Origin of the sequence: Streptomyces curacoi, assembly GCF_001513975.1 — a bacterium.
GTDB classification, from domain to species: domain Bacteria; phylum Actinomycetota; class Actinomycetes; order Streptomycetales; family Streptomycetaceae; genus Streptomyces; species Streptomyces curacoi.
On sequence record NZ_KQ947989.1, the window covers coordinates 63,910 to 83,428 of the forward strand.

Sequence of the window (19,519 nt, forward strand, 5' to 3'; positions counted from 1 at the left end):
GCCCCTTTCGCGCCCTGACCCGGCCGCCGTCACGGCTGTTTGGCTGGAGCACGCGCTTGGCCAGCCCGCTCACCTCCTGGGAGGGAATGTGTCCACACCGGACGGCGCCACCGGTCCCACCATCGACGAACCTGCTCCCGATCCCCGGTCCGACGGTCAGCTCACCAGCCTCAGCACCCAGGCTGCCCGGCAGCTCACCACGACCACCAAGTCCGAACCCCAGATGCAGGCCATCAGCTCGCGCTGGCTGCTGCGCATGCTGCCCTGGGTGGACGTGAAGGGCGGCGCCTACCGGGTCAACCGCCGTCTGCAGCTCCGCGTGGGCCGGGGGCGGGTGCAGTTCGAGCACAACGGCGCCGACGACATCAAGGTCATCCCCGAGACCCTCACCGAACTGCCGGTGCTGCGCGGCTACGCCGACACCGAGGTCCTCAGGGAGGTCGCCACCCGGTTCCGGGTCCGGGAGGTCCGCGCCGGCCAGGTGCTGGTCGAGGCCGGGCAGCCCGTGACGGAGGCGTACCTCGTCGTGCACGGCAGGTTCACCCGCTTCGCGGAGGGAAAGTACGGCGAGGAGGAGATCCTCGGCGTCGTCACCGACGGCGACCAGATCGGCGACGAGGCCATCAGCCGGCCCGACCCCCTGTGGCTGAGCTCGGTGCGGGCGGAGACCGCCGGCGTGCTGCTGGTGCTCCCCTGGGCCGTGGTCCAGGAGTTCACCGAGCGGGTGCCGTCCCTCGCGGCGCACCTGGAGGCCTACGCCGCGCGTCAGAGCCTGCCCATGAACCGCAAGGGCGAGGCAGACGTCCCGGTGCAGGCCGGGCATGTCGGCGAGCCGACCATCAGCGGCGGCTTCGTGGACTACGAACTCGCCCCGCGCGAGTACGAGCTGTCCCTGACGCAGACCGTGCTGCGCGTCCACACCCGGGTCGCGGACCTCTACAACGACCCGATGAACCAGACCGAGCAGCAGCTGAGGCTGACCATCGAGGAGATCCGCGAACGCCAGGAGTGGGAGCTGGTCAACAACCGGGAGTTCGGGCTGCTGCACAGCGCCGACTACGGGCAGCGCATCAGCACCTTCGCCGGACCGCCGACCCCCGACGACCTGGACGAACTGCTGTCCATGCGGCGCAAGACCAAGCTGTTCCTCGCCCACCCGAAGGCGATCGCGGCGTTCTTCCGGCAGTGCAACCGGCGTGGCCTGGTACCCGGCACGGCGAGTGTCGAAGGGCACGAGATCCCGGCGTGGCGCGGTGTCCCGATCTTCCCCTGCAACAAGATCCCGATCAGCCCGCAGAACACCAGCAGCATCATCGCGCTGCGCACCGGCGAGGGCGACCAGGGCACCATCGGGCTGTACCAGACCGGGATCCCGGAGGAGTACCAGCCCGGTCTGAACGTGCGGTTCATGGGCATCGACGGCAACTCGATCATCCGCTACCTCGTCACCGCCTACTACTCGATGGCGATCCTCGTCCCCGACGCGGTCGGGATCCTCGAGAACGCCCAGATCGGCCGGACGGCCGAGTGACCGCGTGGAGCACCCCATGAGCACGTCGTCCGCCTTCTGTCCGCCGGGCCCGCCGAATGTGGCGAGCACCCTGCGCACCCGGCGCGGCGGGGCGATTCCAGGGCTGCGGCACCGGCAGGTCGCCCCCGCCGACCCCGAGAAGGCCGCGGAGGTCGACCGCAGGCTGGAGGCCTGGGCCCGGCGCCTGGAGCTGTTCCCCGAGGCCTGGAAGGGGGACTTCTCGGGGTTCCAGTTCGGCCGGGCCGTGGTGCTCCAGCACCCGGAGGCGGCCGATCTGGAACGGCTGACCGTCGCCGGGGAGCTGCTGCTCGCCGAGAACGTCGTCGACTCCTGCTACTGCGAGGAGGACGAGGGCCGGGGCGGCGCGCGCCGGGGCCTCGGGGGCCGGCTGATCATGGCCCAGTCGGCGATCGACCCGTACCACGGCATCCCCGAGCTGGAGGAGGAGTGGCGCCACGGCGTGCGGGCCGACGGTCCGCTGCGCTCGTACCACTTCGCCCTGAAGGACTACGCCGCCTTCGCCACGCCCAGTCAGACCGACCGCTTCGTGCACGACATCGCCCGGCTGCATCTGGGCTATCTTGCCGAGGCCGCCTGGGCGGAGACCCGGTATGTGCCACGGGTCTGGGAGTACCTGGTGATGCGGCAGTTCAACAACTTCCGTCCCTGTCTGTCGATCGTGGACGCCGTGGACGGCTACGAACTGCCCGAGGCGGTCTACGTTCGCCCCGAGATCCAGCGGATCACGGCGCTCGCCTGCAACGCGACCACGATCGTCAACGACCTGTACTCCTTCACCAAGGAGCTGGCGAGCGATCCGACGCACCTCAACCTGCCGCAGGTCATCGCGGCCAACGAGCGGTGCGGGCTCAAGGCCGCCTATCTGAAGGCCGTCGAGATCCACAACCGGATCATGGCGGCCTTCGAGGAGGAGTCGGCCCTGCTGTCCGCCGCCTCGCCCCTCGTCGAGCGCTACACCCGGAGCCTGTCCGACTGGGTGGCCGGCAACCACGAGTGGCACGCCACCAACAGCCACCGCTACCACCTGCCCAACTACTGGTAGAGCGCCATCGAATGACAGAGCGTCACCGTCCCCAGCACGAGGAGTCACCGTTGACCATCGCCCCCGAAGCCGGCACCACCACCGCCCCGGTGCCGTCCCAGTCCACGTATCAGACCCGGGTCGCGGACTACTGGAACGCCGAGGAGAACCCGGTCAACCTCGAACTCGGAAAGATCGACGACCTGTACCACCATCACTACGGCATCGGCGAGGCCGACCGCTCCGTGCTCGACGAACCCGACTCCCTGCGGCGCCGGGAGCGCATCACCGCCGAACTGCACCGGCTGGAACACGCCCAGGCGGAACTGCTCGCCGAACGGCTCGGCCCGCTGACGCCCGCCGACCGGGTCTTCGACGCCGGGTGCGGACGCGGCGGCGGCAGTGTCGTGGCGCATCTGCGGTACGGCTGCCAGGCCGACGGCGTCACGATCTCGGCCAAGCAGGCCGAGTTCGCCAACGAGCAGGCCCGCAAGCGGGACATCGACGACCAGGTGCGCTACCACTGCCGCAACATGCTCGACACCGGGCTGCCGTCCGGGGCGTTCGCGGCCTCGTGGAACAACGAGTCCACCATGTACGTCGAGCTGGACCTGCTGTTCGCCGAGCACGCCCGGCTGCTGCGCCGCGGCGGCCGCTACGTGGTGATCACCGGCTGCTACAACGACACCTACGGGCGCGCCTCCCGCGAGGTGTCCCTCATCAACGCCCACTACATCTGCGACATCCATCCGCGCTCGGCGTACTTCCGGGCCATGGCCCGCAACCGGCTCGTCCCGGTCCATGTGCAGGACCTGACCGAGGCGACCCTGCCCTACTGGGAGTTGCGCCGCGAGGCGGACCACCTGGTGACGGGCATCGAGGACACGTTCCTGACCGCGTACCGCAACGGCAGTTTCCAGTACCTGCTGATCGCGGCGGACCGCGTGTGAGGCGCAGTCCTCGGACACGTGCCCGGCCACCGCCGCGTCGAGCACGGTCGCCATCCGGCGCGGCTCGGCCCGGGGGCGTCCTCGACCTGGATCTCGATGCGCACGGGGGCTCCCCCTGTCGTGTTCCGGTTGACGGCCGACATGGGTGCTCCCTGTCGCGTTCCGGCTGGAGGCCGACATGGGTCTTCCCCCTCGGGCCCTGCTGTGCTTGCCTGGGGAGCCGTTTTCGGTGTCCGGGGCGGGAGTTGCCGTATGCGGAAGCCGTGGATCGTGGGGTTGGTGCTGGCCGGTGTGCTGCTCGGCGCGTGCGGGGACCCGGCGTCCGGGCCCGAGGCCGCGCCGCCTTCGGAGGTCCCGGAGGCGGCGGGCACCACACAGCAGCGGGCGCCCGCCTCGCCGAGCGGTGCGGGGAAGGCTTCGCGTGCGCCCGTGACGGCACCGGCCGTGCTGTACCTGGGCGACTCGCTCGCCATGGAGGCCCAGGAGGTGGTGGGGCGTGAGCTGCGCCGCGAGGTGCGGGCGGAGTACACCAGCGCCCCCTACTCGGGCACCACGCCGTGCGACTACCTGGAGGGCACGGGCGAGCGGTCCCTCGTGCCGGTCCAGGACAAGGCGGCCGCCCTGGTGCGCAGGCTGCGGCCGGACTTCGTGGTGCTGCAGTTCTGGGGGAACGCCTGGGGTTACACGCCCTGCATGGACGGCATCACCCATGACGCCTCCCCGGAGAAGTACTTCCAGCGGTACCAGGCCGACCTGAAGCGGCTCGCCGACCAGATCGCCGCGGCCGGGGACGCACGGATCGTCTGGGTGCTCCAGGGCCCGGACCCGATCACCCCCGACCGGATCCGGCGCGTCAACGCCCTGTACGAGCTGCGGGCCGACGCCTCGGGCGACCTGGTGGCCGACGCGGGCAGGGCGGTGAGTGCGGCAGGGGCCCGCTACTCCTGGGTCCAGTACCTGCCGTGCACGGCGTACGAGCAGGAACACGCCGAGTACTGCACCCAGCCGGACCGTGGCCGGACGGCCCTGCACCGCGACGACGACTACCTGCACTTCTGTCTGGCGCCCACGACCTCGACGCCGAAGCCGTGCCCGGTCCGCTCCCCCGGGATCCTGCGGATGGCCCGGGAGATCACGCGGGTGGTCCGCGAGCACCTGTAGGGCGGGCTCACTCGCCCGCGTGGGCCTTCTCCAGGGCGGCGATGTCGAGCTTGTGCATCGACAGCATCGCCGTCATGGCACGCTGCGCCTTCGCCGGGTCCGGGTCGCCGACCAGGTCGTCGAGCCGGTCCGGGATGACCTGCCAGGACACCCCGTACCTGTCCTTGAGCCAGCCGCACGGGCCGGGCTCGCCGCCGTTCTCGGTGAGCTTGGTCCAGTAGTGGTCGATCTCCTCCTGGTTCTCGCAGAAGATCTGGAAGGAGATCGCCTCGTTGAACTTGAACTCGGGGCCGCCGTTCAGCGCGACGAACTTCTGGCCGTTGGCCGTGAACTCGACGGTCAGCACGGTGCCGGCCGGGCGCGGGGCGCCCTCGGGGTAGCGGGCGACCTTGCCGACGCTGGAGTTCTTGAAGACCGAGACGTAGTAGTGGGCGGCTTCCTCGGCCTCGTTGTCGAACCAGAGACACGTGGTGAATCCGTCGGTGGCCATGAGTACCTCCTGGGCGTGCGGAACGCTGTCACCTGTGTCGACCGGTCCTGGCCGCGAAACTCATCGGTTGCGTGGCCGATCAATCCAGGTGGCCGTTACACCGTTCGGACCTAGCATCGCGGTCATGACGACTGCGCCCGCCCACAACGGCATCCATCCCTTCCGCATCGACATCCCGCAGAGCGACCTCGACGACCTGCACGACCGCCTCGACCGCACCCGGTGGCCCGACGAGCTGCCCGGAGTGGGATGGGCGTACGGCGTGCCGTCGGACTACCTGCGCGAGCTGGTGCGCTACTGGCGGCACGAGTACGACTGGCGGGCGGCGGAGGCGCGGCTGAACGAGTGGCCGCAGTTCACCACCGAGATCGACGGCGCGCACGTGCACTTCGCACACATCCGCTCACCCGAGCCCGACGCCACCCCGCTGATCATCACGCACGGCTGGCCGGGGTCGATCGTCGAGTTCCTGGACGTCGTCGGTCCGTTGACGGACCCGGCCGCGCACGGCGGCGACCCCGCCGACGCCTTCCATGTGGTCCTGCCGAGCATCCCCGGCTTCGGGTTCTCCGGCCCCACCCGGGAGACCGGCTGGGAGGCCCGCCGGATCGCCGACGCGTGGGCCGAGCTGATGACGCGCCTCGGCTACGAGCGGTTCGGCGTCCAGGGCGGCGACTGGGGTGCGGCCATCTCCCGCGAGCTGGGCCGGGTCCACCCCGGCCGGGTCATCGGCATCCACCTCAATCTGCTGCCCGGCGCGCAGGCGGCCACCGAGCCGACCCCCGAGGAACTGGCGGCGCTGAGCCCCGCGGAGCGGGAGCGGACGCTCACCTCGTGGCGCCGGTGGGCGCAGTGGTTCCGGGACGGGACGGGCTACTTCCATGTGCAGTCCACCCGGCCGCAGACCCTGTCGTACGCGCTGACGGACTCGCCGGTCGGCCAACTCGCCTGGATCGTGGAGAAGTTCCGGGAGTGGACCGACTCCGAGCAGCTGCCCGAGGAGGCCGTGGACCGGGACCTGATGCTCACGAACGTGATGCTGTACTGGCTGACGGGCACGGCGGGTTCGTCCGCCCGGGTCTACTACGAGCGCGCCCACGCCAAGGGCGACCGGGTCGCCGCCCCGCACGAGCCCTCGACCGCCCCGACCGCGGTGGCGTCCTTCCCCGGCGACCCGCAGATCCCGCTGCGCCACAAGGCGGAGCGCACGGAGAACATCGTCCGCTGGACCGAGCTCGACCGGGGCGGGCACTTCGCGGCCATGGAGGAGCCCGACCTGCTCGTGGACGACGTACGCGCCTTCTTCCGGCAACTGCGCGAGAAGGGCTGACGGCCAGTGTGTGAGCAGGGCTGACCCACTGTGTGAGCAGGGCTGACGGCCAGTGTGTGAGCAGGGCTGAGTGCCCGCTCTGCCCGCAGCGAATCTGCCGCGGGCAGAGAATCCGCATCCCGGCCCCGTCCGAGGTCGACAGTGGAGTCGACGGCATTCCCCGCCACACGAGGAGAACCGATGACTCCACTCACCACGCTCACGCCCCGGGCCGAGGACGGTGACACCCCGCCGACGCGCCTCGACGACCACCTCGCCGCCCAACTGCTCGGCCAGCGCATCGTGTTCCTCGGCACCGAGGTCACCGAGGCCTCCGCCAACCGGGTCTGCGCCCAGCTGCTCCTGCTGTCGGCGGAGGACCCGCGCACCGACATCAGCCTGTACATCAACAGCCCGGGCGGGTCGGTGTACGCGGGCCTGGCCATCTACGACACGATGCGGCTGATCCCCAACGACGTCTCGACGCTCGCCATGGGCTTCGCGGCGAGCATGGGCCAGTTCCTGCTCTGCGGCGGCACGCCCGGCAAGCGGTACGCCCTGCCCAACGCGCGGATCATGATGCACCAGGGGTCGGCGGGCATCGGTGGCACCACCGCCGACATCGAGATCCAGGCGGAGAACCTGGAGCACAGCAAGCGGACCATGGAGCGGCTCCTCGCCGAGAACACGGGCCAGAGCCCGGAGACCATCGCCCGGGACGGCGACCGCGACCGCTGGTTCACGGCCGAGGAGGCCAGGGAGTACGGCATGGTTGACCGGGTCCTGGAGTCGCTCGCCGACGTCCGCCCGGCCGCCTCGAAGCGACGGATGGGGCTGTGACATGGGGAACTACACGATTCCGTACGTCGTCGAGCGGACCGCGCACGGCGAGCGCTCCTCCGACGTCTTCAGCCGGCTGCTGTCGGAACGGATCATCTTCCTCGGCACCGAGATCGACGACGGCGTCGCCAACGTCGTCATCGCCCAACTCCTCCATCTGGAGTCGGCGGCGCCGGAGAGCGAGATCGCGATCTACATCAACTCCCCCGGCGGCTCGTTCACTTCGCTCATGGCGATCTACGACACCATGACGTACGTACAGGCGCCGATCTCCACGTTCTGCGTGGGGCAGGCGGCGTCCACGGCCGCCGTACTGCTGGCCGGAGGGGATCCGGGGCGGCGGTTCGTGCTGGAGCACGCGCGTGTGCTGCTCGGTCAGCCCGCCACCGGCGGCAGCCGGGGCGCGATCTCCGACCTCACCCTCCAGGCCAAGGAGATGGTGCGGATCCGCTCGCAGGTCGAGGAGGTGCTGGCCCGGCACACCCACCACGACATCGCGACGCTGCGCGCGGACATGGACCGCGACAAGGTGTTCACCGCGCCGGAGGCGGTGGCGTACGGCCTGGCCGACGAGGTGGTGAGCCGGCGCCTCGTGGGGGTCTGAGACGCCGGCGCGCGCTCACGCCGCCAGGCACAGCCCGTCGTGCGGCGCACCGGTCCTGCCGCGGCTGCCGCCCGGCACCCGGCGGCCGGCGAGCCGGACGAGCTCGCCCTGCGCCAGCGACAGCAGGTCGCCGAGGCCGAGCCCGAGGGCGTGGGCGGCGGCCGCGAGGACCTCCGAGGAGGCCTCCTTGCGGCCCCGCTCGACCTCCGAGAGGTACGGCATGGAGATCCTGGCCGCGTCGGCCACGTCCTTGAGCGTGCGCTCCTGGGCGAGGCGCTCGCGGCGCAGGACGTCGCCGATCAGGTCGCGCCACAGGGGTTCCCTGGGCGCGGGTGCCTGGGGCGCTGCGGGCGGTGTGGCGGCAGGCGCCGACGGTGTGGCGGCGGGCGCGGGCGCCGCGGTGGCAGGGCGTTCGGACGCGGGGCGGGTCGTTCCCGGGCGCCTGGCCGACGGACGTACGGCGGGCGGGCGAGCGGCGGGCGGGCGCAGGGGAATGACGCGGGCTTCGTTCGGCGCTTGTTTGCTCACCTGCCCAGCCTAGGAGCCCTGGCCGCCAGGGGAAGGCATCGGCGTTCCGCCCTGGGAAAAATCGAGCGCCGGGCGAGGAGCGGGACGGGACAGGTCAACTCCTGGCTCCGCCGAAGGACTTGGCGGACCGTCCGCGGGGGTGCGCTGCTATTGCCCGACCCGGCCGTCGATCCGCTCCCGCAAGGTGCTCGACGCCGGCGAGATGGCGTTCATCTCGAACGTCAGCCGCTGGTCGCTCAGGTATCCGACGAGGTGGTCGCCATCCGGGCCGCCACCGATTTTCCGGACGCGACCGTCACTCGTCGGTCAGCCGCAGCACCGCACGTACCCGCTTGCCGACCGGTACGCGTTCCACGGCGATTTCCGCGGCCAGCGCGTGCACTATCTCCAGCCCGTGCCGGCCGACCCGCTCCGGATCCCTGGGGTAGCGCAGGGGCAGGGCGGAGCTGCTGTCGTACACGCAGACGGCCACCGCGTCGTCCGTGCCCTCCAGCTCCAGGATGTACGGACCGTTGCTGTGCCGGTCGGCGTTGGTGACCAGCTCGCTGACCACGAGGAGCACCTTGTCCTCGGCGGGTGCCTCGATCGTGGCGCACCACTCCGTCCTGAGCCGGCCGAGGAACCGCGCCGCGAAGGACCGCGCTTCGGCGATGCACCCTGGTTCGCCGCTGTAGTGCGCCGCCCGCCGAAGCGGTTCCACGGGCACGTCGAAACCAGTCGGAATCACTGTCCCGTCCACGTGCTCGATCATGCGTTTCTCTCTCGGAAGCCGGACCTGGCCGGACGCTGCTGCATCTGTCCTCGTACCCAGCGCGAAGCCGCGCAGTCACGGTACAGGTCGCGCCGTACGTCACAACGCCCGCAAAGCCGACGCGGACGGACCTCCCGGCGGGCGCGTCGCGGGGGCGCTGCTTAGCGTGGGCAGGGTGAGCTCGCTGTCCCTCTCTCGTCCGGCCGTGGCCCGGCATGGCTGGGCGCAGGCTTTCGGCGCGGTGCTGGCCGGGCTGGTCGCGATGGGGGTGGTCGCCGCGCTGGGGCTGTGGGCGGCCGGGGCCGCGGAACTCCCGGACAACGCCTTCCCGCGGGTCGTCGCGGCGACCGTGGTCACGGCGGTCGGCGGCACGGTCGAGCTCTCCGGTAACGCCGGATGGCTGGCGGAGTCCGACGCCGGGCTGACCGTGATCCCGCTGTCCGTCACGCTGGCCGGCGCCCTCGTCCTGGCCGCCGGTTTTCTGCGGCCGCTGCGGCACCGGGCGGTGGCCGGCGCGGGGGAACTGGCCGGATGGGCCGCGAGGATCGCCGTCCTGTGGCTGCTCGCTCTGCTGGGGTTGTCCTTCGCCGCCCGCAAGACCTTCTCCCTCTCCCTCGGCGACCTCGGCGAGGACGCGCTGAGCGACCTCGGCGACCTGTTCGGCATCTCACTGCGGGTCGGCTTCACCACGAACGTCCCGGCGACCGCGTTCTTCGGTCTGCTGTGGCTGGCGGGCGTGCTGGTGCTGGCCCTGCTGGTGTCGCGCGGTGCTCCGCTGCCGGGCCGGCTGCTGCGTTTCCAGGAGTCGGTGCGGCCGGCCGCGTACGCCATGGTGGTGCTGCTGCTCGCCTACGTCGGGCTGGGCGTCGTGATCGGCCTGGTCGTCGCGGCGACCCGCGGGCACCCGGCCGACACGTTCGCGGTGATCCTGCTCGGTATGCCGAACCTGGTGTGGCTCGCCCTGACGATCGGGCTCGGCGCGACCTGGAACGGCCGGGTGGACGGGCCGTTCGGGCTGCCCATGCCGCATGTGCTCGACGAGGTGCTGCGCGGCCGGGAGACCGCCGAGCTGAATCTGGGCACGCTCGCCGACCACGACGGCCGGGTGTGGTGGCTGGTCGCCGTCGACGCGGTGCTGTTGCTGGCCGCCGCGTTCGTGATGGCGAAGCGTTCACCGGCCCGGATGCGTTCCTGGCAGCACGCCGTGCACATGGCGGTCGCGCTGGCGCTCACAGTGCTGATGATCTGCCTCGTCGGCCGGATCGACACCCATCACGGCCTGTCGGTCCTGGGCATCGGCGACCTGGGCGGCGGTCTGAGCGGTGAGCTGTTCCTGCGGCCCGAGGTGTGGACCGCTGTGGGGCTCGCGCTGCTGTGGGGGCTGCTCGCCGGGTTCCTCGGCGGGCTGCCGGCGCGGCCGGCACGGCACAGGGGCCAGGTCACCGAGGCCCCTCCAGGAGACGGCGCCCATGGGCCGGGGCGATGACGGTCAGGGCCGTGCTCACCGCTGGAAGACGGGCTCGGCCCAGCGGGGGTGGCGGTTTCGGCGCGTCCTTCGCGGACTCTCGCCGGTGTCGACGTACTCCAGGAGCTCGTCCCCGACCAGGCAGAACGCGGAGTGGCCGATGGTCGGCCTCGGGCCGCGGCACCGCGTGGTGCCAGGAGACGCGGGTGTCGTCGATGACGATGTCGCTGCGCGGGTCGCGTCCGACGTGATGGTCACGGCCCGGGATCATCGGGGTGGGATTCCATCGATCTGTCGATGGGTCCGCCCGGCTCAGGCGACGGGGACGACGAGCACCGGAATGGTCCGCTGCATCCGCAGGGCGTCGACGGATTCCGCCAGCAGCTCGTACTCGGTGGTGTCGTCGCTGACGGCGATCCGCACCAGCCGCCCGGCGGCCAACTCATCGGCGACCAGCTCCTGCCGGCCGACGTCCCCGCACCACGCACGCAGTACGGCGGGCACGTCGGGCACCGTGTCGGCGACGGGGACGAGGGCGGCGGGCGGTAAGTGCTCGGCGTCGGGCTGCGGGTCCAATCGTTCCGCGATCCAGGAGGCCCGGTCCCGTAACCACCACAGAGCCAGGGCCAGGGTCGGCGCCCGGTAGGTTCCCAGCGGTACGCCGATACGCCGGCCCCCGCAGACGCCGTACGCGGTGACATGGCACAGGAACTCGTCGTGCACGTGGCTCTCTCCCGTGTCGCTCTTGTTCGGCTGTCGGCCGGGCCTCGCTTTCCGTGCGGCTGGTGAGCGGTGCGTGAGGGCGCCGTCGCCCCATGTGAAGCGCTCTCGCTGTCGAGTATGTTCACGACTGAATCACTGTCACCATGAATTTCCGGCCAGTCTCCTGGCATATTCACCACCAGTGATGGCCGAAACACGACAGGTGCACATCAAGCCGGGTCATTACGTCCGGGGTAATCGAGCTTTCCGGCGTGCGCGGGCAAGGTTGCGGTACCGGGTCACCGCGAGCGGGATCCGGTTCCGACTAGCAACGACGACCTCGTGGAGGCCGATTCACCATGCCCGCATCCACCGACCGCTACCGGACCGCCGTAGCCCGCTACTTCGAGGCCTGGAACGCCCGCGAGCCCGAGGCGCTGGCCCGGGCGATCGCCACCGCGTGGGCCCCGCAGGGCAGTTACACCGACCCCCTGGCCGATGTCCGCGGCCTCGAAGGGATCACGGCCGTCATCGCGGCGGCCCACGCGCAGTTCCCCGGCTTCGTCTTCCGGCTCACCGGCGCCGTCGACGGCCACCACGACACGGCGCGCTTCTCCTGGGAGCTGGTGAGCGAGGCCGGGGGTGCCTCCTCCGGGGGAGGTTCGGCGCCGGTGGCCGGGTCCGATGTGATCACGCTGGACCCCGATGGACGGATCACGTCGGTCCTCGGCTTCCTGGACCGGGCGCCCGCCGCGGTCTGACCGATGAGTTCCACGCCGCGCGGCGGTCTGACCACTGAGAGCCGGAAAGACCGCCGCACACGGAGGACACCATGACCACCAGCGGGAAAGTGGACGCGGAATTCACCGCGGTCCTGCGCAAGAGCCCGAGCAAGGGCGGCTGGACCTATGTCGTCTGGCCGGAGTCCGTCGACTTCTTCGGCACCCGCGGACTGGTCAAGATCCGCGGGACGATCGACGGACATCCGTTCCAGAGTTCGTTCATGGCCCTCGGAGACGGCACCCACAAGCTCCCCGTCAAGGCCGATGTCCGCAAGGCCATCGGGAAGCAGGAGGGCGACTCCGTGACCGTTCACCTGACGGAACGGCTCAGCCCTTGATCACCGCGTCGATCCGGGCCAGTTCCTCCGCGTCGAAGTCGAGGTTGCGGGTGGCGGCGACGCTGTCCTCGATCTGCTGCGCGCTGCTCGCGCCGACGAGCGCGGAGGTCACCCGGCCGCCACGCAGGACCCAGGCCAGGGCCAGCTGGGCCAGGGTCTGGCCGCGGGACTTGGCGATGTCGTTGAGCTCGCGCAGCTTGCCCACCAGGTCCTCGGTGAGCGCGTCCGAGCTCAGGAAGGGGCTGTCGCTCGCGGCCCGCGAGTCCTCCGGGATGCCGTCGAGGTAGCGGCCGGTCAGCAGGCCCTGCTCCAGCGGGGAGAACACGATCGAGCCGACCTGGAGCTCGTCCAGGGCGTCGAGGAGGCCCTCGTCCTCGGGGCGGCGGTCGAGCATCGAGTAGCGCGGCTGGTGGATCAGCAGCGGGGTGCCCAGCTCGCCGAGGATGCGGGCCGCCTCGCGGGTCTGCTCGGCCGAGTAGTTGGAGATGCCGACGTACAGCGCCTTGCCCTGCTGGACCGCCGAGTGCAGGGCGCCCATCGTCTCCTCCAGCGGAGTCTGCGGGTCGGGGCGGTGCGAGTAGAAGATGTCGACGTAGTCCAGGCCCATCCGCTTCAGGCTCTGGTCGAGCGAGGACAGCAGGTACTTGCGCGAGCCCCACTCGCCGTACGGGCCGGGCCACATCAGATAGCCGGCCTTGGTGGAGATGACCAGCTCGTCCCGGTACGGCGCGAAGTCGGCCTTCAGTGCCTCACCGAAGGCGGACTCGGCGGCCCCGGGCGGCGGGCCGTAGTTGTTGGCCAGGTCGAAGTGGGTGACACCGAGGTCGAAGGCGCGGCGCAGGATGGACCGCTGGGTCTCGACCGTGCGGTCCGCCGGACCGAAGTTGTGCCACAGTCCGAGCGAGATCGCAGGGAGCTTGAGGCCGCTGCGGCCGGTGCGCCGGTAGGGCATGTCCGCGTAGCGGTCGGGGTGTGCGGTGTACAACGCGACTCCAGAGGGGTTGGCACACGAATGCCGGTTCCGAAGAACCGGTTCCCGTCGGTATTCCAGTCGGTAACCACTCTTTCGCGACCTGGGGGCAGTGGTCCAACAGGTAAATCCGATGGGATTCAGCGGATACGCTGCTCAATCATGGAACTGCGCCATCTCCAGCACTTCGTGGCCGTCGCCGAGGACCAGCACTTCACCCGGGCGGCCGAACGCCTCATGGTGTCCCAGTCGGGTCTGTCGGCCTCGATCCGGGCACTGGAGCGGGAGTTGCAGACCCCGTTGTTCGTGCGGACGACCCGCCGGGTGACGCTCACCCCGGCCGGTCGGGCGCTGCTGGGCGAGGCGGAGCGGATCCTGGCGCAGGTGCGGGCGGCCCATGAGGCGGTGGCCGCGGTGCAGGGCGTGCTGCGCGGGATGCTGGCGCTCGGGTCCGAGCAGTGCATCGCCGGAGTGCATGTGGCGGGGCTGCTCGCGGCCTTCCGGCGGCAGCATCCGGACGTGGAGATCTGTCTGCGGCAGGCGGGCGCGGGCGCGCTCGCGGAGGAGGTCGCGGCCGGGCGCCTGGACCTGGCGTTCGCGGTGCGGACGGCCGGGGAGGACACCGACCAGCTGCGGGCCGTGCCGCTGACCAGCGAGCCGATGACCGTCCTGTGCCATCCGAGCCACCGGCTCGCGGCCGCCGGCGCCGCGGTCACTCCGGAGGATCTGGGCAGGGAGGTCTTCGTCGACTTCCACCCCGACTGGGGGCCGCGCCGCACCACGGACGCCGCGTTCGCCGCCGCGGGCGTCCGGCGGAGCGTCGCGCTGGAGGTCAACGACGTGCACAGCCTGCTGGACCTGGTGGACGAGAACCTGGGCATCGCCGTCGTACCGCGCCACTTCCGGCACAAACGGCCGTCACTGACGGCGCTGCCCGTGAAGGGCACCGGCGAGACCGTCTACGAGACGGTCGCCCTGCTGCCGCCCGCACAGGCCACGAGCCCGGCGGCCCGGGCACTGATGGCGCTGCTGGACTCATCGGCACCCGACTGAGTGCTCGTCCCGGCACCTGACTGAGTAGTCGCCGGACCTGACCGAGTGCTCGCCGGCACCTGGCTCAGCGCTCGCCGGACCTGACTGAGTGCCCGGCTCAGCGGGCGCACGGCGGACCGCTTTGCGCGAAGGTGGATGCATGCATGCCAAGGACATCCTCATCGACGGGTACAACCGCATCCAGGAAGAGGTCCACGCCGCCGTCGAGGGCCTCGGCCCGGACGACCTCATCGCCCGGCCCTCCCCCGACGCCAACTCCATCGCCTGGCTGATCTGGCATCTCACCCGGGTCCAGGACGACCACATCGCCGACGCCTTCGACCTCGACCAGGTGTGGCTGACCCAGGACTTCCAGAAGACCTTCGGACTGGACCTGCCGCGCCACGACACCGGCTACGGCCACACCGCCGCCAAGGTCGCCAAGGTGCGGGTCGACTCCGGTGACCTGCTGACCGGCTACTACGACGCCGTGCACGAGCAGACCCTCCAGGCCCTGCGCGGGACGACCGCGGCGGATCTGGAACGCATCGTGGACGAGCGCTGGGATCCGCCGGTCAGCCTCGGCGTACGGCTGGTCAGCGTCCTGTCCGACGATCTGCAGCACGTCGGACAGGCCGCCTACGTCCGTGGACTGCTCGCGGGCTCGTAGACCCACGGGCTGCTTCAGAGCGCGGCGTCGTAACCCGGCAGGACGACGTCCTCGATCAGGGCCTTGCGCTCGTCGAACGGGATGAACGCGCTCTTCACCGCGTTCACCGTGACCGTGCGCAGGTCCTCGACCGTCCACCCGGCCTGCTCGACCAGCAGGGACATCTCGCGCGTCATCGTCGTCCCCGACACCAGGCGGTTGTCGGTGTTGAGGGTGACGCGGAAACCGAGGTCCTTCAGCGCGGTGATCGGGTGCTCGGCGATGGAGGTGGCGGCGCCGGTCTGGAGGTTGGAGGTCGGGCACATCTCCAGGGCGATACGGCGGTCGCGCACCCAGCCCGCCAGACGGCCGAGCTTGCCGTCCACGATGTCCTCGGTGATGCGCACGCCGTGACCTATGCGCTGGGCGCCGCACACCTGCAGGGCCTGGTGGATGCTGGGCAGGCCGTGCGCCTCGCCGGCGTGGATGGTGAACGGCACGCTCTCGCGGCGCAGGTGCTCGAAGGCGTCGAGGTGGTCGGCGGGCGGGAAGCCGTCCTCGGCACCGGCGATGTCGAAGCCGACGACACCGGCGTCCCGGAAGGCGACGGCAAGGTCGGCGGCCTCGCGGACGCGGTCGAACATCCGCATGCCGCACAGCAGGGTGCCGACCCGGACGGGCGTCCCGGCGGCGGCCGCCTTGGCCATGCCGGCGGCGAGGCCCTCCTGGACCGTCTCCACGACCTCGCTCATCGTCAGCCCGCCCCTGGTGTTCAGCTCGGGGGCGTAGCGCACCTCGCCGTAGACGACGCCGTCCTCGGCCAGGTCGAGGACGTACTCCTCGGCGGTGCGCAGCAGGCCTTCGCGGGTCTGCATCACGGCGAGGGTGTGCTCGAAGGTGGCGATGTAGCGGACCAGGTCGCCGGAGTTCGCGGCCTCGAAGTACCAGGCGGCGAGCTCGTCGGGGTCGGTGGTGGGCAGGGTGTGGCCGACCGCCTCCGCGAGCTCGACCACGGTGGCGGGGCGCAGGCCGCCGTCGAGGTGGTCGTGCAGGACGGCCTTGGGGAGGCGGCGGATCACTTCGGCGTCTACGCGCGTAGCAGTCATGGCGGGGTCTTTCCTTGAGCGGGACTGTTCGGAGCGGCGGGGAAGGTCGGCCGGCAGAGAGAAGGCCAGTCGGCCGGGGGCGGGAGGTCAGTCGGCGGGCTGGAGCAGGTCCCAGCGATTGCCGTACAGGTCCTGGAAGACGGCGACCGAGCCGTACGGCTCGTGCCGGGGCTCCTCCAGGAAGGTCACGCCCGCGGCGAGCATGCGGGCGTGGTCGCGGGCGAAGTCGTCGGTGTGCAGGAAGAACCCGACGCGCCCGCCGGTCTGGTCGCCGACCCGGGCCCGCTGCTGGTCGCCCCTGGCCCGGGCGAGCAGCAGTCCGGTGCCCTGATCGCCGGGCACCACGACGACCCAGCGGGACCCGTCCGGGTGCGGGGTGTCCTCGACGAGCCGGAAGCCGAGGGCTTCGGTGTAGAAGCGGATCGCCTCGTCGTAGTCGTCGACGACGAGGGTGACCAGGGCGATGCGTCTCATCGGGGCCTTCCGGGAGGTGCGATTGACGGGAGAGGTTATACGTAAAACCCTTCGGACGCCAGTCGCTCCGAGGACCTAGGACTCACGCCCGAACCGAGGCCGGACGCGGGCCCGATCCGCACGACCCACTCCCCCCGGTACGGTCCCCGCCATGAAGATCACCGAGCCGCCCCGCAGCCCCGAACGGCGCAAACACGATCTCCTGGCCCGACTGGACCGGGAGATGGACGTATGGGTCGCCACGGCCGACCCCGACGGACTGCCGTGCCTGGTCCCGCTCTGGTTCGTGTGGGACGGCGAATCCCTGTGGCTCTCGACCCGGCCGACCACCGCGACCGGCCGCAACCTGCGCGACGGCGGCCGGGCCCGGCTGGCGCTCGGGGACACCCTGGACGTCGTACTCGTCGACGGTGACGCGGAGATGTACGGCGCCGACGAGGTGCCGGCCGCGGCGGCGGAGGCGTTCCTGGCGAAGACGGGCTGGGACCCCCGCGCGGACGAGGCCCCGTACGTCTACTTCCGGGTGCGTCCGCGCACGGTACAGGCGCGGAACGGCGAGCACGAGATGCGCGGCCGGTATCTCATGCGGGACGGGGTGTGGGTGGTCTGAGCCGGGCGCCCCGGGTGTACCGCCTCCCGACATTCTTTTCCCGCACGGGAGTTACCTGGGAGTAATCCCCGATGGTTTGATGTGCGGCGCCACTCAACCCCCCTCACCCTCAGGGAGATCCAGTGACGCTCTTTGCACCGCGCCGCACCCAGGGCGCGGCCGTGCTGGCCCTCGCGCTCGCCGCCACCGGGCTCGCCGGTGCCGCGCCCACCGCGGCGGCCGCCGAACAGGCACCGCCGCTGCGGGTGCTGTCGTACAACGTGTTTCTGTTCAGCAAGACCCTCCACCCGAACTGGGGCCAGGACCACCGGGCGGCGGAGATCGCGAAGGCGTCCTTCTTCCGCGGGAACGACGTCGTGGTGGTGCAGGAGGCGTTCGACAACTCCTCGTCGGACGCGCTGAAGTCCGCGGTGGCGGGCGAGTATCCGTATCAGACGCCGGTGGTGGGGCGGAGCAGGGACGGCTGGGACGCGACGGGCGGCGCGTACTCGGCGACGACGCCCGAGGACGGCGGGGTCACGGTCCTCAGCAAGTGGCCGGTGCTGCGCAAGGAGCAGTACGTGTACAAGGACGCGTGCGGGGCGGACTGGTGGTCCAACAAGGGCTTCGCGTATGTGGTGTTGAACGTGAACGGCGCCAAGGTGCACGTCGTCGGCACGCACGCCCAGTCGACCGACCCGGGCTGTGCCGCGGGTGAGGCGGCGGCGATGCGCAGCCGGCAGTTCAAGGCGATCGACGCCTTCCTTGACGCGAAGAGCATCCCGGCGGGCGAACAGGTCGTGGTCGCCGGTGATCTGAACGTCGACTCGCGCACGCCCGAGTACGCCTCGATGCTCGCGGACGGGGGGCTGGTGGGCGCCGACACGCGCACCGGGCACCCGTACTCCTTCGACACACAGGACAACTCCATCGCCCGTGACCGCTACCCCGACGACCCGCGCGAGGACCTGGACTACGTCCTGCACCGCGCGGGTCACGCCCGGCCGAGCGTCTGGAAGAACGAGGTCGTCAAGGAGCGGAGCGCGCCCTGGACGGTGACGAGTTGGGGCACGGACTACACGTACACCAACCTCTCCGACCACTACCCGGTGATCGGGTACGCGGGCTGAGCGACGCCCGGTGCCCGGCTCAACCGCCGTGCCGACGTGCCGCGTTGAGCCGGGCCAGCTCGTCGTCGGTGAGGCGGAGCGCGCCCGCGGCCACGTTCTCCACGAGGTGGTCGGGGTTGCCGGTGCCGGGGATGGCGAGGACGTGCGGGCCCTGGTGCAGGGTCCAGGCGATGCGGACCTGGGTGGGACTCGCGCCGTGCGCCCGGGCGACCGCGAGCACCTCCGCGTCGTGGGCGGTGGTCGCGCCCTCCGCCCCCGCCTCACCGGCCACGGCGTAGAAGGGCACGAAGGCGATGCCCTGCTCTCCGCAGAGGCGCAGGACCTCGTCGTCCACGGGGTCGGGGCGGTCGACGGCGTACCGGTTCTGCACGCACACCACGGGCGCGATGGCCCGCGCCTCGGCGAGGTGCCGGGGCTCGACGGCGGAGACTCCGAGGTGCCGGATCAGGCCTGCCTCGCGCAGCTCGGCCAGCGCACCGAAGTGCTCGGCGATGGAGTCCTGCCGCATGCGGCGCAGGTATACGACGTCGAGGTGGTCGCGGCCGAGCTGGCGCAGGTTCTCCTCGACGTGGCCGCGCAGTTGGTCGGGCCGGGCCGAGGTGCCCCACTCCCCGTGGTAGTCGCGGTAGGGACCGACCTTCGCGGCGATGACCAGGTCGTCCGCGTACGGCGCCAGCGCGCTGTTGATGAGTTCGTTGGCCGAGCGGAGGGCGGAGAAGTAGAAGGCGGCCGTGTCGATGTGGTTGACGCCGAGTTCGATCGCCTTGCGCAGGACGGCCATTGAGCGCTCGCGGTCGCTCGGTGTGCCGTGGTGGAAGGCGGCGCTGCCGGTCAGCCGCATCGCGCCGAGTCCGACGCGGTTGACGGAGAGATCGCCGAGCTTCCAGCTGCCCGCGGCGTCCGCGGTGATCGTTGCGGAGGTCATCGGCGGAGTCTCGCACACGTCGTGGGCGGTGCGAGGGCTGGAGCGGGGGCGTGCGGGCCAGGGCCCCTTGGGCATCGCCGCGATGTTAACGTTAACATCGCCTTTCCCGCCTCTGCCTGCCGCAACGAATCCCGCACGCATCCCACCCCAC

22 protein-coding genes and 1 pseudogene are annotated in these 19,519 nt (G+C 71.1%); 14 read left to right on the top strand and 9 right to left on the bottom strand.

The features are described from left to right. Positions 1-88: 88 nt before the first annotated feature. The 4 genes from AQI70_RS20530 to AQI70_RS20545 all read left to right on the top strand — a co-directional run bounded on the left by AQI70_RS20530 (position 89) and on the right by AQI70_RS20545 (position 4,684). Complete coding sequence (locus tag AQI70_RS20530; RefSeq protein WP_062152182.1) at positions 89-1,531, top strand: family 2B encapsulin nanocompartment shell protein; 1,443 nt, start codon at positions 89-91, stop codon at positions 1,529-1,531. Positions 1,532-1,547: 16 nt separating this feature from the next. Beyond that, positions 1,548-2,594: a family 2 encapsulin nanocompartment cargo protein terpene cyclase gene (locus AQI70_RS20535; RefSeq protein ID WP_062152184.1), complete on the top strand. Its 1,047-nt coding sequence runs from the start codon at positions 1,548-1,550 to the stop codon at positions 2,592-2,594. A 50-nt stretch (positions 2,595-2,644) separates the two neighbouring features. Next, the gene (locus AQI70_RS20540; protein WP_062152186.1) at positions 2,645-3,523 is read left to right on the top strand and encodes a geranyl diphosphate 2-C-methyltransferase; all 879 of its coding nucleotides are present in this window, start codon (positions 2,645-2,647) and stop codon (positions 3,521-3,523) included. Between the two features lie 252 nt (positions 3,524-3,775). Next, positions 3,776-4,684, top strand: a complete 909-nt coding sequence (locus AQI70_RS20545; RefSeq protein WP_062152188.1) for an SGNH/GDSL hydrolase family protein — start codon at positions 3,776-3,778, stop codon at positions 4,682-4,684. A 7-nt stretch (positions 4,685-4,691) separates the two neighbouring features. On the opposite strand, the gene AQI70_RS20550 is transcribed toward AQI70_RS20545, so the two are convergent. Beyond that, positions 4,692-5,174: a VOC family protein gene (locus AQI70_RS20550; protein WP_062152190.1), complete on the bottom strand. Its 483-nt coding sequence runs from the start codon at positions 5,172-5,174 to the stop codon at positions 4,692-4,694. A 124-nt stretch (positions 5,175-5,298) separates the two neighbouring features. Here AQI70_RS20550 and AQI70_RS20555 point away from each other — a divergent pair, with 124 nt between their 5' ends. The 3 genes from AQI70_RS20555 to AQI70_RS20565 all read left to right on the top strand — a co-directional run bounded on the left by AQI70_RS20555 (position 5,299) and on the right by AQI70_RS20565 (position 7,927). Beyond that, positions 5,299-6,504 carry an epoxide hydrolase family protein gene (locus AQI70_RS20555; protein WP_062152192.1) on the top strand — a complete coding sequence of 402 codons (1,206 nt, stop codon included), beginning with the start codon at positions 5,299-5,301 and terminating at the stop codon, positions 6,502-6,504. 180 nt (positions 6,505-6,684) lie between these two features. After that, positions 6,685-7,323, top strand: a complete 639-nt coding sequence (locus tag AQI70_RS20560; protein ID WP_062152194.1) for a ClpP family protease — start codon at positions 6,685-6,687, stop codon at positions 7,321-7,323. A gap of 1 nt (position 7,324) precedes the next feature. Beyond that, a complete protein-coding gene (locus tag AQI70_RS20565) occupies positions 7,325-7,927 on the top strand; it encodes a ClpP family protease (protein ID WP_062152196.1) in 603 nt (200 codons plus the stop codon). 15 nt (positions 7,928-7,942) lie between these two features. Here AQI70_RS20565 and AQI70_RS40685 read toward each other — a convergent pair whose 3' ends face one another. After that, the gene (locus AQI70_RS40685; protein ID WP_062152198.1) at positions 7,943-8,455 is read right to left on the bottom strand and encodes a helix-turn-helix domain-containing protein; all 513 of its coding nucleotides are present in this window, start codon (positions 8,453-8,455) and stop codon (positions 7,943-7,945) included. A 295-nt stretch (positions 8,456-8,750) separates the two neighbouring features. Next, positions 8,751-9,206 carry an ATP-binding protein gene (locus AQI70_RS20575; protein ID WP_062152200.1) on the bottom strand — a complete coding sequence of 152 codons (456 nt, stop codon included), beginning with the start codon at positions 9,204-9,206 and terminating at the stop codon, positions 8,751-8,753. Between the two features lie 166 nt (positions 9,207-9,372). Here AQI70_RS20575 and AQI70_RS20580 point away from each other — a divergent pair, with 166 nt between their 5' ends. Continuing rightward, positions 9,373-10,692 carry a streptophobe family protein gene (locus tag AQI70_RS20580; protein ID WP_425264623.1) on the top strand — a complete coding sequence of 440 codons (1,320 nt, stop codon included), beginning with the start codon at positions 9,373-9,375 and terminating at the stop codon, positions 10,690-10,692. 139 nt (positions 10,693-10,831) lie between these two features. Here the strand turns inward: AQI70_RS20580 and AQI70_RS40250 are convergent. Together AQI70_RS40250 and AQI70_RS20585 are read right to left on the bottom strand one after the other, a co-directional pair. After that, positions 10,832-10,942 (bottom strand): annotated as a pseudogene (locus AQI70_RS40250) (FHA domain-containing protein); the annotation flags it as partial. A gap of 41 nt (positions 10,943-10,983) precedes the next feature. Beyond that, on the bottom strand, positions 10,984-11,394 hold the full coding sequence (locus tag AQI70_RS20585) for a hypothetical protein (RefSeq protein ID WP_062152204.1): 411 nt from the start codon (positions 11,392-11,394) through the stop codon (positions 10,984-10,986). A gap of 338 nt (positions 11,395-11,732) precedes the next feature. Between AQI70_RS20585 and AQI70_RS20590 the strand changes: the two genes are divergently transcribed. After that, entirely contained in the window at positions 11,733-12,134 is a 402-nt protein-coding gene (locus tag AQI70_RS20590) for a nuclear transport factor 2 family protein (RefSeq protein ID WP_062152206.1), read from the top strand. Between the two features lie 71 nt (positions 12,135-12,205). Further along, a complete protein-coding gene (locus tag AQI70_RS20595) occupies positions 12,206-12,493 on the top strand; it encodes a DUF1905 domain-containing protein (protein ID WP_062152208.1) in 288 nt (95 codons plus the stop codon). Here the strand turns inward: AQI70_RS20595 and mgrA are convergent. Beyond that, on the bottom strand, positions 12,483-13,478 hold the full coding sequence (mgrA, locus tag AQI70_RS20600; RefSeq protein WP_062152210.1) for an L-glyceraldehyde 3-phosphate reductase: 996 nt from the start codon (positions 13,476-13,478) through the stop codon (positions 12,483-12,485). The genes AQI70_RS20595 and mgrA overlap by 11 nt on opposite strands. Before the next feature lie 147 nt (positions 13,479-13,625). On the opposite strand from mgrA, the gene AQI70_RS20605 reads away from it, so the two are divergent. Together AQI70_RS20605 and AQI70_RS20610 are read left to right on the top strand one after the other, a co-directional pair. After that, the gene (locus tag AQI70_RS20605; RefSeq protein WP_062152212.1) at positions 13,626-14,516 is read left to right on the top strand and encodes a LysR family transcriptional regulator; all 891 of its coding nucleotides are present in this window, start codon (positions 13,626-13,628) and stop codon (positions 14,514-14,516) included. Between the two features lie 139 nt (positions 14,517-14,655). Next, positions 14,656-15,165 (top strand): mycothiol transferase, encoded by a 510-nt coding sequence (locus tag AQI70_RS20610; RefSeq protein ID WP_159042686.1) that lies wholly within the window; start codon positions 14,656-14,658, stop codon positions 15,163-15,165. 14 nt (positions 15,166-15,179) lie between these two features. Here AQI70_RS20610 and AQI70_RS20615 read toward each other — a convergent pair whose 3' ends face one another. Together AQI70_RS20615 and AQI70_RS20620 are read right to left on the bottom strand one after the other, a co-directional pair. Continuing rightward, the gene (locus tag AQI70_RS20615; RefSeq protein ID WP_062152216.1) at positions 15,180-16,250 is read right to left on the bottom strand and encodes an adenosine deaminase; all 1,071 of its coding nucleotides are present in this window, start codon (positions 16,248-16,250) and stop codon (positions 15,180-15,182) included. A gap of 87 nt (positions 16,251-16,337) precedes the next feature. Beyond that, a complete protein-coding gene (locus AQI70_RS20620; protein WP_062152218.1) occupies positions 16,338-16,724 on the bottom strand; it encodes a VOC family protein in 387 nt (128 codons plus the stop codon). Between the two features lie 151 nt (positions 16,725-16,875). On the opposite strand from AQI70_RS20620, the gene AQI70_RS20625 reads away from it, so the two are divergent. Both AQI70_RS20625 and sph read left to right on the top strand, forming a co-directional pair. Continuing rightward, positions 16,876-17,334 (top strand): pyridoxamine 5'-phosphate oxidase family protein, encoded by a 459-nt coding sequence (locus AQI70_RS20625; protein ID WP_062152220.1) that lies wholly within the window; start codon positions 16,876-16,878, stop codon positions 17,332-17,334. A 122-nt stretch (positions 17,335-17,456) separates the two neighbouring features. Then, positions 17,457-18,443, top strand: a complete 987-nt coding sequence (gene sph / locus AQI70_RS20630; protein ID WP_062152222.1) for a sphingomyelin phosphodiesterase — start codon at positions 17,457-17,459, stop codon at positions 18,441-18,443. A 19-nt stretch (positions 18,444-18,462) separates the two neighbouring features. Here the strand turns inward: sph and AQI70_RS20635 are convergent, their stop codons facing one another. After that, positions 18,463-19,368 (bottom strand): aldo/keto reductase, encoded by a 906-nt coding sequence (locus tag AQI70_RS20635; protein ID WP_062152223.1) that lies wholly within the window; start codon positions 19,366-19,368, stop codon positions 18,463-18,465. Positions 19,369-19,519 lie beyond the last annotated feature (151 nt).

Bases quoted from the DNA above. Each gene is read 5' to 3' on its own strand.
- AQI70_RS20615 (WP_062152216.1), bottom strand. From the start codon at position 16,250: ATGACTGCTACGCGCGTAGACGCCGAAGTGATCCGCCGCCTCCCCAAG.
- AQI70_RS20560 (WP_062152194.1), top strand. From the start codon at position 6,685: ATGACTCCACTCACCACGCTCACGCCCCGGGCCGAGGACGGTGACACC.
- AQI70_RS20575 (WP_062152200.1), bottom strand. From the start codon at position 9,206: ATGATCGAGCACGTGGACGGGACAGTGATTCCGACTGGTTTCGACGTG.
- AQI70_RS20625 (WP_062152220.1), top strand. From the start codon at position 16,876: ATGAAGATCACCGAGCCGCCCCGCAGCCCCGAACGGCGCAAACACGAT.
- AQI70_RS20535 (WP_062152184.1), top strand. From the start codon at position 1,548: ATGAGCACGTCGTCCGCCTTCTGTCCGCCGGGCCCGCCGAATGTGGCG.
- AQI70_RS20605 (WP_062152212.1), top strand. From the start codon at position 13,626: ATGGAACTGCGCCATCTCCAGCACTTCGTGGCCGTCGCCGAGGACCAG.
- AQI70_RS20595 (WP_062152208.1), top strand. From the start codon at position 12,206: ATGACCACCAGCGGGAAAGTGGACGCGGAATTCACCGCGGTCCTGCGC.
- AQI70_RS20635 (WP_062152223.1), bottom strand. From the start codon at position 19,368: ATGACCTCCGCAACGATCACCGCGGACGCCGCGGGCAGCTGGAAGCTC.
- AQI70_RS20550 (WP_062152190.1), bottom strand. From the start codon at position 5,174: ATGGCCACCGACGGATTCACCACGTGTCTCTGGTTCGACAACGAGGCC.
- AQI70_RS20610 (WP_159042686.1), top strand. From the start codon at position 14,656: ATGCATGCCAAGGACATCCTCATCGACGGGTACAACCGCATCCAGGAA.
- AQI70_RS20590 (WP_062152206.1), top strand. From the start codon at position 11,733: ATGCCCGCATCCACCGACCGCTACCGGACCGCCGTAGCCCGCTACTTC.
- AQI70_RS20555 (WP_062152192.1), top strand. From the start codon at position 5,299: ATGACGACTGCGCCCGCCCACAACGGCATCCATCCCTTCCGCATCGAC.
- AQI70_RS20565 (WP_062152196.1), top strand. From the start codon at position 7,325: ATGGGGAACTACACGATTCCGTACGTCGTCGAGCGGACCGCGCACGGC.
- AQI70_RS20545 (WP_062152188.1), top strand. From the start codon at position 3,776: ATGCGGAAGCCGTGGATCGTGGGGTTGGTGCTGGCCGGTGTGCTGCTC.
- AQI70_RS20620 (WP_062152218.1), bottom strand. From the start codon at position 16,724: ATGAGACGCATCGCCCTGGTCACCCTCGTCGTCGACGACTACGACGAG.